This window comes from Rhizobium leguminosarum bv. viciae USDA 2370, assembly GCF_002008365.1.
GTDB classification, from domain to species: Bacteria; Pseudomonadota; Alphaproteobacteria; order Rhizobiales; family Rhizobiaceae; genus Rhizobium; species Rhizobium leguminosarum.
This window is the reverse complement of the sequence record NZ_MRDL01000027.1, coordinates 25680-38806: the sequence shown is the minus strand read 5'-3', so window position 1 is coordinate 38806 and position 13127 is coordinate 25680. Positions and strand designations below refer to the sequence as shown.

General features: G+C 58.5%; 10 protein-coding genes and 1 pseudogene. All 11 read right to left on the bottom strand.

Annotated features, from left to right (window positions below; all coding sequences use genetic code 11):
* Nucleotides 1-111: 111 nt before the first annotated feature.
* The 11 genes and pseudogenes from BS629_RS13035 to BS629_RS12990 all read right to left on the bottom strand — a co-directional run bounded on the left by BS629_RS13035 (nt 112) and on the right by BS629_RS12990 (nt 13055).
* Nucleotides 112-357, bottom strand: coding sequence for a WGR domain-containing protein (locus BS629_RS13035; protein ID WP_018246413.1), 246 nt, complete (start codon nt 355-357; stop codon nt 112-114).
* A gap of 96 nt (nt 358-453) precedes the next feature.
* A pseudogene (locus tag BS629_RS38285) lies at nt 454-606 on the bottom strand (type IV secretory system conjugative DNA transfer family protein); the annotation flags it as partial.
* Nucleotides 607-664: 58 nt separating this feature from the next.
* The gene (locus tag BS629_RS13030) at nt 665-2905 is read right to left on the bottom strand and encodes a bifunctional diguanylate cyclase/phosphodiesterase (RefSeq protein WP_018246415.1); all 2241 of its coding nucleotides are present in this window, start codon (nt 2903-2905) and stop codon (nt 665-667) included.
* A gap of 206 nt (nt 2906-3111) precedes the next feature.
* Nucleotides 3112-3924, bottom strand: a complete 813-nt coding sequence (locus BS629_RS13025; RefSeq protein ID WP_018246416.1) for an ABC transporter ATP-binding protein — start codon at nt 3922-3924, stop codon at nt 3112-3114.
* Nucleotides 3921-4910 carry an ABC transporter ATP-binding protein gene (locus BS629_RS13020; RefSeq protein ID WP_018246417.1) on the bottom strand — a complete coding sequence of 330 codons (990 nt, stop codon included), beginning with the start codon at nt 4908-4910 and terminating at the stop codon, nt 3921-3923. Before BS629_RS13020 ends, BS629_RS13025 begins: the two co-directional genes overlap by 4 nt.
* A 1-nt stretch (nt 4911) precedes the next feature.
* The gene (locus tag BS629_RS13015; protein WP_018246418.1) at nt 4912-5769 is read right to left on the bottom strand and encodes an ABC transporter permease; all 858 of its coding nucleotides are present in this window, start codon (nt 5767-5769) and stop codon (nt 4912-4914) included.
* Nucleotides 5770-5772: 3 nt separating this feature from the next.
* Nucleotides 5773-6777, bottom strand: coding sequence for an ABC transporter permease (locus tag BS629_RS13010; RefSeq protein WP_018246419.1), 1005 nt, complete (start codon nt 6775-6777; stop codon nt 5773-5775).
* 112 nt (nt 6778-6889) lie between these two features.
* The gene (locus tag BS629_RS13005; protein WP_018246420.1) at nt 6890-8794 is read right to left on the bottom strand and encodes an ABC transporter substrate-binding protein; all 1905 of its coding nucleotides are present in this window, start codon (nt 8792-8794) and stop codon (nt 6890-6892) included.
* 191 nt (nt 8795-8985) lie between these two features.
* Nucleotides 8986-10494, bottom strand: a complete 1509-nt coding sequence (arfA, locus tag BS629_RS13000; RefSeq protein WP_018246421.1) for an arabinosylfuranosidase ArfA — start codon at nt 10492-10494, stop codon at nt 8986-8988.
* Between the two features lie 210 nt (nt 10495-10704).
* Nucleotides 10705-11631 (bottom strand): ArsR/SmtB family transcription factor, encoded by a 927-nt coding sequence (locus BS629_RS12995; protein WP_018246422.1) that lies wholly within the window; start codon nt 11629-11631, stop codon nt 10705-10707.
* Nucleotides 11632-11765: 134 nt separating this feature from the next.
* A complete protein-coding gene (locus BS629_RS12990; protein ID WP_018517545.1) occupies nt 11766-13055 on the bottom strand; it encodes a cytochrome-c peroxidase in 1290 nt (429 codons plus the stop codon).
* Nucleotides 13056-13127 lie beyond the last annotated feature (72 nt).

The window sequence follows — 13127 nt, the reverse complement described above, 5'->3', positions numbered from 1 at the left end:
ATGCGCAGCGCGCCGTCGACTACCTGCATTCCTTGCAGCCGGAGTTCGACGAGGAGGCGGCGGCGTGAGCCGTCTCTTCCTTCACTCAACCATGAGAGACGCGGATGCGGATCACTGCAGCGGCCGATAACCTCGCGAGCGCTTCTTGCGCAAAAAGGCGAGCAGGAGATCGACGGCTTTTGCCTCGCTGTCGAAGACATGGATCTTCTGCTGTCCGCGGCTGCCGATGCGTCCCCAGCTGCGCACGAGCGAGGTCTCGCCGAAGAGGTTCGCCTCGATCGACAGCGCATAAAAGCGAGCCATGTTTTTGGCACGCTCTCTGCGTTCGATATAGACGTGATAGGGCTGAACTGTCATGCCGGCAGGATCGCAAACACCAGGTGAGGGTGTCCAACGACATTTGTGAATCGGTCAGGCCCGATCGATTCATCGGGGTGATGTGAACCGCTTGGCTCATCTCTCCTGGCTTATCTCCTGCTTGGCAAACAATCTGGCAAATTCCGGGTCGGCATAATAGCGCAACTTTGTCGCAACGATTGGCCGCTGGACGGTGATGAACAGCAGTTCGGTCTCGGCATGCATGTTGCGAACTTCGTCGGGCGTCAGCGGCGATGTGTCTAGGATCGACGGAAGATAGTCATACAGGGAATGCGGGGTTTGGCTATCAGCCTGCCTCGGTCATTCCTTTGTCCTTTATGCGGCAAAATTCAATCAACTGCTCCGAGGTCATTGGTCGTGCCAGAGCGTAACCTTGCAATATATGGCAACCGAGATCTTTCAGGATCTTCGCATGCTCCATGGTCTCCACGCCCTCTGCGACGATGTCGATGTTCTGCGACCGGCCGATTTCGATGATGGAGGAGACCAGACGGCGCTGAGATGGAGATGCGATAATGGGCTTGATGATTTCGCGATCGATCTTCAGGCGTCGCGGCTCAAATCGAAGCAAACTGACGATACTGGCATGTTCGGTGCCGAAGTCATCGATCTCGATTTCGATGCCAAGCTTTTTGACGGCTGGAATGATCTCCTTGAGAACAGGTTGAAGATCATTGAAGGAGATTGTCTCGAGCAGCTCGAAACACAGACGACCCTTCGCGATGGGAAGCTCGGACAGCTCGGCAAGCAGATTTGCCTGCGCCAGTCGACGCGCTGAAATGTTGACCGAGACACGTGGAATTTGCATTCCCAAGCTGTCCCATCTTGTCAGCTCGAACAGGGCCTTTTGCAGGATCAGCCTATCCATGTCGCCGGTGCGCCCCAGCTTTTCCGCGACGTCAAGAAATCTGTTCGGGGCGAGCAGACCCTTTTTCGGGTGATCCCAACGGGCCAGTGTCTCGACGCCGGCAATATCCAATGTGTTTGCATTGAACTGCGGTTGGAAGAATGCAACGAGTTCATCACGATCGAGCGCATGCGTGAATTCATCCGCCAATTCTTTCGAATGGATCGCGGCGCTGCGAAGCTCTTCTGTAAAGACCGCAGCGCGGCCGCGGCCGGCCTTCTTCGCCTCGTAGAGAGCCAAATCGGCATCGAGAAGCAATTGGCCGAGGTCCCGCCCGAGAGCACCTTCAGTCTCCCAGGCGACGCCGACGCTTGCACCGACAATACAGGCCGCACCGTCAATGAAGAGGGGTTGCTCGAGGGCATCGACAATTTGCCGGGCCAATGCGTTTGCCTTCGGCTCCGGATCTGCACTCCAGCTGGCGAAGATGAACTCATCTCCACCGATCCGAGCCGCTTCGTCGTTTGGACCAGCCAAGTCGGCAAGGCGCGAAGCCGTTGTTTGCAAGACCGCGTCACCGCCGGCGTGCCCTTTCGTGTCGTTGATTTCTTTAAATCGATCGAGGTCGATATGAATGAGGATCAGACAATCTTGTGGACGAGGTCTCGGCGGTTGCGAGATCATCTGGTCGACAAATCGTCGATTGGGAAGCCCCGTCAATGCGTCATGCAATGACAGGTACTCCAGCCTCTGTCGTGCTCGAACGAGCTTTTTCTTGTGAAGGCGAAGCTTTTCGATCGTTCTTTGGCGTGATTTGGTCAGAAAACCGATCCAGACAATCGGCGCAACGACGCAAAATGCCAATAGGCTCGCGTAGAACTCAAAAGTGCCGATCCCGCTATTTTGGCCCCATCCCTGCTTTGGCAGTGCGGCGAGGGTCCATCGGCCATAAACCATATCAACGGATGTCTGGACCGGTTTCCTGGAAAAGGTTGCCAGGCTGCCGAAAAAAACCTGTTTGGGCGAATTCGGCTCCGGTACGGTGCTGATTGCGATCTCAAGCTCGGTCGAACCAAGGCCACTTTCCTGGTAAAGCTTTGGTATGTCTACTATTCCGGAAAGCAGCCCCCAAAAGATCTGGCTTGTTCCGTCATTGATGTAGATCGGGCACCTGACCACAAAAGCGGTTCCACCTTGGACAAGCTCCACCGGGCCTGTCAGAACGATATTGTGCGTGTTGCGCGCCAGCATCGCGGCAGCCCGTTGCTTCTCATTGGTTCGGTAGTCGAGCCCGATGGCCTTTTCGTTTCCATTCTCCGGATAAACCCACCTGACCACCATGTCGGGCGCAGCGGCGAAGCTTCGCAATTGTGAATCGGGCTGCAGGATCTGCGCGGCAAGTTTTGAAAAGCCGCTTTGGCCCATCTCTGGATTGACTGCGATGCCGGCCGCCAGCCCCTGCAACAGCTTCACATTGCTGTTGAGGTTGGTCTGAAGCCGGGAGGATATGGTGGCGAGCTCGCCGGCAACCGTCGAGCGTTCATCGGCAAGCGATCGCTCCAGCCGCCAGTTGGTTGCGACCCAGACGACGATTGCTGCAATAATTGCCGCAAATATTGCGGGCGCGAATGCGCTGGTATGGCTTATTACGGAGCGAGCGAGATTTCTTCGAAACTTCATCAGGTTGCCGGCGTGGATGACAGGCCCTCATCCTTGCACAGTTTCTTTAAGGCAACGCTAAACCTGCCAACCCTTATAAAGGAAAGCTGCCTGTTCGTTGCTCCTTAGAGCAGTTCAGTTTTTCACTGAAGCGCAGAACCGCTCTATCCTTTTGTTTTTACGCAATTTCGGACGGAAAACCGTTTCACACTTTTCCTGGAATTGCTCTAGGTCACCGGGCTGAAGTCGGCGGCAAGCACCGCATCCTTGAGCGCACGCGAGTAGGGATGCTGCGGGTTGTCCAGGACGGTACGGGCCTGTCCGCGCTCGACGATTTCGCCTTTGCGCATGATGATGATGTTGTCGCTGATGTAATAGGCGGTGGCGAGGTCGTGGGTGATGTAGACGATTGAGAGCCCGAGCTCGTTTTTCAAGCGGCCAAAGAGGTTGACGATGGCCATGCGCAGCGATGCGTCGACCATGGAGACCGGTTCATCTGCCACAAGCAGGCGGGGTTGCGGGATCAGCGCGCGGGCGATGGCGACGCGCTGAAGCTGGCCGCCCGACAATTCGTGGGGAAACCGGCCTTTCACCTCTTCAAGGGTCAGGCCGACATGGATGAGCGCGGCATCCGCCATCCGCTCCGCCTGCTCTCGGTCCGGCCGTTTTCCCGAGAACGAAAAATTGCGGGCGGTCTCGAAGAGATAACGGTCGACACGTTTCAGCGGATTGAAGGCTTCGAAGGGGTTCTGCAGAACCGGCTGGACCTCTTTCATGAACGCCCTGCGCTCGGCTCTGCTATGGATGGCGACGGTCCTGCCGCTGAATTGAAGCTCGCCTTCCGTTGGTTCGGTCTGGCCGAGGATCATCGCCGCGATCGTCGATTTTCCCGAGCCGGATTCGCCAACGATTGAGAGGATCTCCGGCTCCTCTCCCAGTTCGAAGCTGACATCCTTGACCGCCGTGATCAGGCGCCGGCCGAGCATGCCGCCCTGGCGGTAGACTTTCGTCACATGCGAGAGACTAAGAAGAGCACTCAAACCTGATCTCCCGTAACGGCAAAACACGCCACGCGCCGCTGCGGCTCGACGGTGACGAGCGGCGGAACCTTCTGCGAGCAAATCTCCATGCGCTTCGGACAGCGCGGGTGAAACCGGCAGCCTTCCGGCGGCATGGCGAGGTTCGGCGGACGACCCTCCAGCGAAGGGCGGGCCGTCGCATCGCCGATGCGCGGCAGACTGCCGACGAGGTGCTGCGTATAGGGGTGGAGCGGCATGTTGAAGAGTTTGGCGGTCGGCGCTTCCTCGACTAGACGCCCGGCATAGACAATGCCGATGCGGTCGGAGACCGTCGCGTGAACCCCCATATCATGGGTAACGAACAGGAAGGACGAGCCCATCTCGCGCTGGATTTCGCGGATCATCGACAGAACGTCGCGCTGAACGATCACGTCGAGTGCGGTCGTCGGTTCGTCGGCGATGATGAATTCCGGCGTCAGGATCGTCGCCAGTGCAATGGTCATGCGCTGGCGCATGCCGCCGGAGAGCTCGTGGGGGTAGGCGTCGAGCAGATGCGGATCCAGCTTAAGCCGCTGCAGATGGGTGGCGACCCTTTCGAAAAACTCGCTCTTGCCGACCTTCATGTGGCGAAAGGCGAAATCGGTGAAGGAGTGACGGATCCGGCGCACCGGATTGAGCACATTCATCGAGCCCTGCATGATATAGGACAGATGCCGCCAGCGCAGCGCCAGGCGCTCTTCCGGCTTCATCGCGTAGATATCCTGGGTGCCGCCGTCGAAATGGAATGTCACTTTCCCGGACACGACCCTCAGCGGCGGCCGGATTGCGCCGGCGATGGTCTTGATCAATGTCGTCTTGCCGCTGCTCGATTCACCGGCAACGCCATAGACCTCGCCGCGGGCGATCGTCAGGCTGATATCGTCGACGGCGCGCACCTCGCGATCGACGCCGTAGAGGAAGGCACGGTAATAGGCTTTCAGATTCTCAATTTCGACCAAAGGATCCATACTAACTTCCCATCCGGTTCAGCCGGCTGCGCGGATCATTGTATTCGTTCATCGACATGGACAGCAGGAAGAGCGCCAGGAAGAGGACGACGATGACGGCGACGGGGGCGGCCACCCACCACCATATGCCTGATATCAGCGCCGAATGCGCATTGGCCCAATAGATCATCATGCCCATGGTCGGCGTCTCGATATCGGTGAAGCCGAGCACCGACAGGGTGATCTCCATGCCGATCGACCAGATCATGTTGTTCATCGTGGTGGCAAAGACGATCGGCAGAACGTAAGGCAGGTGCTCCTCGACGAGGATCTTGCGCATGCTCATGCCGGAATAGACGCTTTGGGTGGTGAAGGATCTCGTCTTCAGGCTGATCGCTACCGACCGGATGAGGCGTGCGTCATAGGACCAGCCGAGCGAGGCCATGATGACGATCAGCGCCGTCCAGGTCATGCTGTCCTTCAGTACGAAATAGAAAAGGATCAGCAGCGGAAATTGCGGGATGACCATGACGCTGTCGTTGATGGCCATCAGCACCCGGTCGACCGCACCGCCGGCATAACCGGCGACGAGGCCGACGACCAGCGAGATGATGCGTGAAATGAAGGCGACGCCGATGCCGAAAAACAGGGTGTTGCGAAGGGCGGTCGTCAATTGCCAGAAAACGTCCTGGCCACGCGATGTCGTGCCGAGCCAATATTCGCCGTCGGGCGGCATATCGGGCGGTAGAAGATAGATGTCCGTCGCGCCGTAAGGCGAGAAATAGGACACGACTATCAATCCGACGATGACGGCAAAGAGCAGCAGGCCGCAGAGGAATTCCATATTCTGGCGTGCGAGGTCGCGGACGATCGTAAACATGTTCTATTCCACCTTGATACGCGGATCGATCAGCGGGCTCAGAATGTCGATGATGAACACGGCCGCGGCAACGCCGACGATCGACAATGCACTGAGGCCGAGCACCAGGCTGTAATCGCCGGCATGCACCGCTTCGATCAGCAGGTTGCCGATGCCCGGATAGCCGAAGACGATTTCGGTAATGACCGTGCCGTTGAAGATCGCGCCGAGCGACATGGCAAGCCCGGTAAATTGCGGCACCATGGCATTGCGGGAGATGTAGGAGCGGAGAATTTTCCGTTTGGGAACGCCGCCGAGTTCGGCGAAGACGACATAATCCTCGGTGATGATGTTGGATACGAGGGCGCGCATCCCGATCAGCCAACTGCCGGTTCCCACAAGGATGAGAGAAAAGGCCGGCAGGATGGAGTGCTTCAGTATATCGAGGACCAGGGCGAAGGAGAGGTCCAGATTGGCGTTCATCTCGTAGCCGCCATTGATCGGCAGCACCGGCCAGAGATAGCCGAACACAATCAGAAGCACGAAGGCGAGAATATAATAGGGAATGGGAAGCAGCGCGATGAAGACGAGGCTGACGGCCTTCATCACCATATTCTTCCGGTAATAGCCGGCGAGCGCGCCGATCGCATTGCCGAGCACGAAAGTGATCAGGGTCGACATCGTCATCAGCCCGATGGTCCAGGGCAGGGACCGCAGGATGATAGTGGAAACGGGTGTGGGAAAAGCCGATAGCGAGGGACCGAGATCACCGGTCGCAAGCCGAAGCCAGAAATGCAGGTATTGCTGCCAGATCGAGCCCTCCATTCCGTAAAGCTCGCGAAGCGACTGGCGCATCAGTTCGATCGCATTGGGATCGGACTGCCCCATCTGCGTGATGGCGCCTATGCTTTCTTCGACCGGATCGATCGGGGTCAGGTGGGTGACGAAGAATGTGATGGTCACGCCAAGAAATACGACGAGCAGAAACTGACCGAACCGCTTCAGCACAAAGAGCAGATAAGACGTCATAGGGCAGTGGTTCCTCTCTGGTTCCCTTCATCGACAGGAAAGGATCGACGGACATGCCACATGCCCGTCGATAGGGGGCCGGCGCGCAACACTCGCGCCGGCGTTGGGAGGATTATTTCGGTTGTGCCGGCTTGAGTTTGACCATCATCAGCCTGGAGTTTGCCCAATTCGGCACTGGGTCGGTATAGGGGTCTGATATCGTCGGATAGCCGGTCCAATAGGTCGTATCCATCGAGGTAAAGACGTTATACGACATCAGCGGGATCGTCGGCATTTCGCGGGCGACCAGCTTCAGATAATCCTTGCCGAGTTCGACGCCCTTCGGATCGTCGGCGCTGATGCCGCGGATGCTTTCGATGATCTTGTCGAGCTCCGGATTGCTCCAGCGCTGCCAGTTGCGCGGCGGCTGATTGTCACCCTTCTTGGCCACGAACTGCGAGTGCCAGCTGTCGAGGAAGAACGACAGGTCAGGATCGCCGCCCCAGGTCTCGACGCTCCAGGCAATCGCCACCTGGAAATCGCCGGGCTGGAGTGCCACCTGCCAAAGTTTCGCGGCCGGCACGGCTTTGGCGTCGATGCCGAATGCGGCCCATTGCTGTGCGATCAGCGTTCCGGCGCGGGTGAAGACCGAGCGTGTGTCGCCTTCCACCGTCATCCGGATCTTGAAGGGCTGTCCATCAGGGGTCAGCCATTTGCCGCCGGATTTCTTGAAGCCTGCCTTCTCCAGCAGTTCGCCGGCAGCCTTCGGATCCGGTTTCCACCAGCCATAGCCGAAGGCACCGCTGATTGCCTGCGGGTCGGTCGGGATCTGGTCCTTGAACTTCGGCTGCTTGCGCAGAATATCGGCGATCTGTTGCCCGACCGTCGGGTCATAAGGCTTGATCTTGCTCTTGCCGGTATCGATCTCGAAATTCTTCAGCCAATCCTGCATCGGCGCCTGATAGTCCTTCATCGTGGCCGCCGTCGGCGGCACGCCGAGCGCCGAAAGCGTCGCTGCCCCGCGATAGCTCGCCATGTCGACCGCCTTGATGTCGATCAGCAGGGCAAGCGCCCAGCGTACATCAGCGTTGTCAAATGGCGGATCCTGCGTGTTGAAAATGACAGCCGGAAGTGTCGGATCCGGATGGGCGAAGGGGAAGCCCGGGAACCAGGTTTCGATCGACTTGGATTTCTCCTTGAGGGTGAACATGCCCTCTGGCGTATTGTCGTGGATGATATCGAGATTGTGCTCGAGCTGGGCGATCGTCCGCTTATCCGGCGGGCCGGGATCGGTATAGGTCACGTATTTCGGGGCCGGCTCGCCGAAGCGGGCAAGCGAGGTCCGTTGCCAGTCGTCACGCTTCTCCCAGGTATACCATTTGCCCTGGGGATCAAACGACTTGAGCTTGTATGCGCCGAGCGAGACGGGATTGGCGAAGTCATAACGAAGCGGATCTTCGACTTTTTCGAAGACATGCTTGGGCATGATCCAGGCGCCGTTCCAGCGAACGGTGAAAATGGCGTGGAAGCGCGAATTGGGCTTCTTCAGCTTGAACACGACAGTCGAGGGGTCGGTCGCCTCGACGCTTGCCACCTGCACCGAGAAGGCAGCACTCCAGACCATGCCGGGGTGATCCATCTGCGTCTTGACGGTGTAGACCACGTCGTCTGCCGTGAACTCCACGCCGTCGCTCCAGAAGAGCCCCTTGCGCAGTTTCACGGTCATCTCGGTGAAGTCGGCATTATATTGCGGCTTGTCGGCAGCCAGCGAATTGTCCCAGGTCGCGCCGCCAAGCCCTTGTTCGGGATCGATATACCAGAGCGTATCCATGGTCAGCTGCTGCAGGCCGGTCGATACGCCGCCGCCGCCATTGACCCAGATGTTGAACCAGCCGGGATTTTTGATCGTCCCTTCCGGATTTTCGACGATGAGCGTCTCCTTGCGCGGCAAGGAGGTGTAGTCATCGGCCTTGGCCGTCGCTGTCAGGCCGAGTGCGGCCAGCGCGACGCCAAATGCGAGCCTCTTCCACTGTTGCATGAACTCCTCCCTAGAAAGCGACGATCCGGCGGCCGCAAAGGCACGCATGGGCACGTCGCGGTTGTCGGTTCGCAGAGGCCTCAGGACTCAAGGTCCAGAGCTTCGGCGAACCATCCCTCCGGCTCCCTGCCTCCTCGCAGCGAGCCGAAATCTCAGCCGGTGGCCAATCGTGGCTTACCCGGCGGCGGCTGTCACACTGACAGCCGGATGACGTTGTAGGACAGCGGCTTCAGCGCCGCCCGCAACCGTCCATCCTCAATCTTTCCACTCTCGACATTGACCGGAGCGACCGTTTGCGGCCGCGCAGCCGTGTTGACGGCTTCCAGATCACCGTGGGTCATTTCCACCTGCTCGACCACGCGGGCATTTGTGAAACCTTCCAGCCGCACATCGAGATCGAGCGCCGCGCTCGGATGACGATTGACGGCAAAGAAGGTCAGGGTCTTGCCGTCCTCGGAATGGACTGCCGATACGTCGAGATAGGGAACGTCGTTCTCCTCGTCGCTGTCATAGGTCGGACCATCGACGACCAGCTGCAGTGCCGAGCCGCGGCCATATCTGGAGGCGTAATAGAAGGGGTAATAGATGGTCTGGCGCCAGGCGGCGCCGCCGTCCTCGGTCATGATCGGGGCGATGACGTTGACGAGCTGCGCGATGCAGGCGATGCGTACGCGGTCGGAGCGACGGATGAAGGTGTTCAAGATGCCGCCGACCTGCAGCACGTCTTCGAAATTGTAGATGTCTTCCAAGAGATGCGGCGCATCCGGCCATTCGTCGCGCGCCAGGATCTCCTTGTCCTGCTGGTTGGAATGATACCAGACATTCCATTCGTCGAAGGAAATGCCGATCGTCTTCTTCGAGCGTTTTTTCGCCTTGATGTAGTCGATCACGCCGCCGATCGTGGTGATGTAGCGATCGAGCTTCGTCGCGCGGGCGAGATAGTTAAGCGTATTTTTCTCGCGGTTGGCAAAATACATATGCAGCGAGATATGGTCGGCGCTGTCATAGCACTGCTCGAGGACCTGGGCCTCCCATTCCGGATAGGTCTTCATATCGGAATTGGACGAGCCGCAGACCACGAGTTCGAGCGACTTGTCGAAGCCGCGCATGGCCTTCGCCGTCTCATCCGCCAGCCGGCCATATTCGTAGGCGGACTTGTGACCGACCTGCCAGGGACCATCCATCTCGTTGCCGAGGCACCACAATTTGACATCGTGCGGATTGGACCAGCCGTGCTTGCGGCGCAGATCCGACCAGTAGGTGCCGCCCGGATGATTGCAATATTCGAGGAAATTGCGGGCTGCATCCAGGCCGCGTGATCCGAGATTGACGGCGAGCATCGGCTTGGTGTTCGCCTTCTTGCACCAGTCGACGAATTCATTCACGCCGATCTGGTTGGCTTCGCGGGTGCGCCAGGCAAGGTCGAGGCGAACCGGGCGCTCCGCACGGGGCCCGACGCCGTCTTCCCAATTATAGGCCGAGACGAAATTACCGCCGGGATAGCGGCAGTATGGCGTGTCAAGATCACGCACCAGATCGAGGACATCCTGCCGGAATCCATCCTCATCGGCCGTCGGGTGTCCGGGCTCATAAATGCCCCCGTAGATCGCCCTGCCAAGATGCTCGAGAAATGAACTGTAGAGCCTGGAGTCAATGGTCGCGATGCGGAAATCGCGGTGAACCACAACGTTCGTCTTCAACGGATCCTCCCGTTTATATATCAGATATTTTGTTTTCTTGCCTCTAACTTGATATCAGGAATGTTGTTCTGTCAACCAAGTTGCGACTTTAATCATACTAATAGGGATTTCAGAAAAAAGTGTCTATTTACAGTTATTTGGCTGACTTTATCGGTCGTCGCAACTGGAAAGAATCGTGATATTTAAATCAAGATTTCCGATTTTGATTTTTCAGACGTGTAGCCGCATGATGATATCGCGGCCGTGATTTCCGAAGCCGCGACCGAAAATATTGACGCCGCCAGTATGGCCGGCATTTTCTGCGATGCCGACCCGGAGCCGGATGGAGGAATGCTGGGCAAGCGCGAGATCGCTGAGCGTGACATTCGAGGCGGCCATACCGTCGATGAAGGTGCCGCGCGTGGAGATCCGCCAGGTCTTCATCATCCCATATTGCGAGCCCTCGAGCTTCCACCATGCCGGCGTGAAGGCGCCGCGCTTGTCGCCGTAATCGCCAGGGGACGTCCAGGTTCCGATCGCCATTCCATTGACCCAGAGCGTTATATCCGAAGGCCAGTCCGCATTGGTGCCCGGCACCTCGGACGACAGCTCCAGCGAGAACTCTATGGCGCGGATATCCTTGTTCAACACCTTGGCGTTGTTGGGGAATTTATATTCCACATATCCCCGGCCGAACCAGACGAGCCCAGCCTGCATGCGCTGCGGATCGAGGAAATAGTCGGGGACATCGAGGGGGCCGATGACGCTCTCGGTGGAGCAAAGACCGCACGGCGCATGGACGTCGCAACTGGTGTAGAGCCCCACAGGCATCTCGACTTCGATGATATTATTGGCCCTTTGGGCTGCACTTTCCTCGAAGCTGATCAGAATTTCGCTGTAGATCGCCGAGCAGATCTTCTGGTTTCCCTTCCGGGCCTTCGTCAGCTGGGAATCGACCAGCCGGGCGTCTTCCAAAATCTGGATCCCGGTGGCGACAGTCGATTGAGGAAGAGAAAGGGCACGCGCGATATCGTTGATATTCATTGGTCCCTTGGCGCAGAGCAGCTTGAGCATCTCCAGCCGCGCCGGCGCCGAAAGCGCGCGTATCGCATCATTATTCTCGCCGGCGGCAATGGTCAAAAACGAGCGTTCCATCATTCCCCCACTATTTCCGATGAAATGATGTATATCTGAAATCATGATACATCAAGTGCGAATGCTTCGACGGGTTTGATTGTTATTATTGAGAAAGACGTCATTGGTCCTGGGCATTTCTTGAAATTCAAGGCGTCCTAATGCCCGGTCGCCTCGGGCTGCAGATCGGCATCGGTCAGAGTTTTGAGGAAAGCGACGATGTCGTCGATTTCGGGATCGGTGAGGGCAGGCGCGTCGCCCGGCTTCCTGCCGAAGGGCGGATCCTGGTTGAGGTTATCCCAATAGGCCTGCGGCAGGTCGTCATATTTCCGAACCGTGCCATCTGAATTGTTCGGATACCAACGGCCGGGATCGTTGTCGCGCGTCGCATAGAAGGAGACGACGTCGCGCAGCGAGTGGAAATAGCCGTTGTGGAAGAAGCTCTGCTTCAGCGCGACATTGCGCAGCGTCGGGGTGCGGAACAGACCGCAATATTCGCTGCGCCCGGCAAAGTCGGTGCGCAGAGGGCCGCAAAGGCCGAGATCGTGATAGTTGGGATCGTTGTTGGCCGGGACCGCCATGTTGCGGGGTGCGGCGAGCCCGAGGAAGCCGAAATCGGAAAATTGCGGCGGCTCGCCGTCATTGGCGGGTTCGCTTAAGTGACAGCTCGAACAGTTGCCCTTGGCCGGGTCCTCGAACAACTGCCGCCCGCGCAGCTCCTGCGCTGTCAGCGTCGCCTTGCCGGCGAGAAAGGCATCGTAGCGGCTGGAATAGGGATAGAAATCCGGGGCGCTCTGTTCGAAGGTGGCGAGCGCCTCGGCCGCGGCGTCGAAGGCATCCTGAGGATTGTCGAACACCGTCTCGCCGAATGTCGCCTTGATATCGTCGGCATAGGCGGCCTTCTGCAGCTTCGCCACTACCTCGGCCGCATCCCTGTTGCCCATCTCGAAGGGCGAAAGCAGCGGGATCTTCGCCTGATCGGCGCCGTGATCGACCCGGCCGTCCCAGGTCAGGCCGCCCGTCGGGCCGTTGTCGACGCTTTCGTCTCCCTCGTCCTCGGAATCGTAATAATGCTCGGTGAAAGCAGGCACCGATTGCAGGTAACGCAGCGTCGGAACGGCGCGCAGCCCCGGCTGGTCCAGATGTTCGCCGCCCATTTCGATTGGCGTCGCCGATGCCGGGCCGAAGGCATGAGCCGGATCATGGCAGGACGCGCAGGCCTGGAGCCCCGAGGCTGACAGTGAGGGATCTGAGAATATCTTGCGGCCAAGTGCGGTGAGCGTTTCGGCCCGGGCGAAGGCGTCAGTGCGCGACATCGGTCCGGGATGAACGCCTGCAGCGGTCGCCGCGCTGCTTTGCCGCAGGGGAAGAATGGCAAGACCAAGCGCCACGGCACCCATGCCGACGGCCAGGCCGGAGCGCACAAGCCAGATCATCCTCGTCGTCATGGTAATGATTCCAATAAGTTAGCACTGGTTTCCGCCATGATCGAACCTCGCTGCAACAAATTGATGACGGCG

What these genes read in the sequence shown, in the direction of transcription:
- BS629_RS13035 (WP_018246413.1), bottom strand. Translation starts at nt 357, where the DNA reads ATGACAGTTCAGCCCTATCACGTCTATATCGAACGCAGAGAGCGTGCC.
- BS629_RS13030 (WP_018246415.1), bottom strand. Translation starts at nt 2,905, where the DNA reads ATGAAGTTTCGAAGAAATCTCGCTCGCTCCGTAATAAGCCATACCAGC.
- BS629_RS13015 (WP_018246418.1), bottom strand. Translation starts at nt 5,769, where the DNA reads ATGTTTACGATCGTCCGCGACCTCGCACGCCAGAATATGGAATTCCTC.
- BS629_RS13005 (WP_018246420.1), bottom strand. Translation starts at nt 8,794, where the DNA reads ATGCAACAGTGGAAGAGGCTCGCATTTGGCGTCGCGCTGGCCGCACTC.
- BS629_RS13020 (WP_018246417.1), bottom strand. Translation starts at nt 4,910, where the DNA reads ATGGATCCTTTGGTCGAAATTGAGAATCTGAAAGCCTATTACCGTGCC.
- BS629_RS12990 (WP_018517545.1), bottom strand. Translation starts at nt 13,055, where the DNA reads ATGACGACGAGGATGATCTGGCTTGTGCGCTCCGGCCTGGCCGTCGGC.
- BS629_RS13010 (WP_018246419.1), bottom strand. Translation starts at nt 6,777, where the DNA reads ATGACGTCTTATCTGCTCTTTGTGCTGAAGCGGTTCGGTCAGTTTCTG.
- BS629_RS12995 (WP_018246422.1), bottom strand. Translation starts at nt 11,631, where the DNA reads ATGATGGAACGCTCGTTTTTGACCATTGCCGCCGGCGAGAATAATGAT.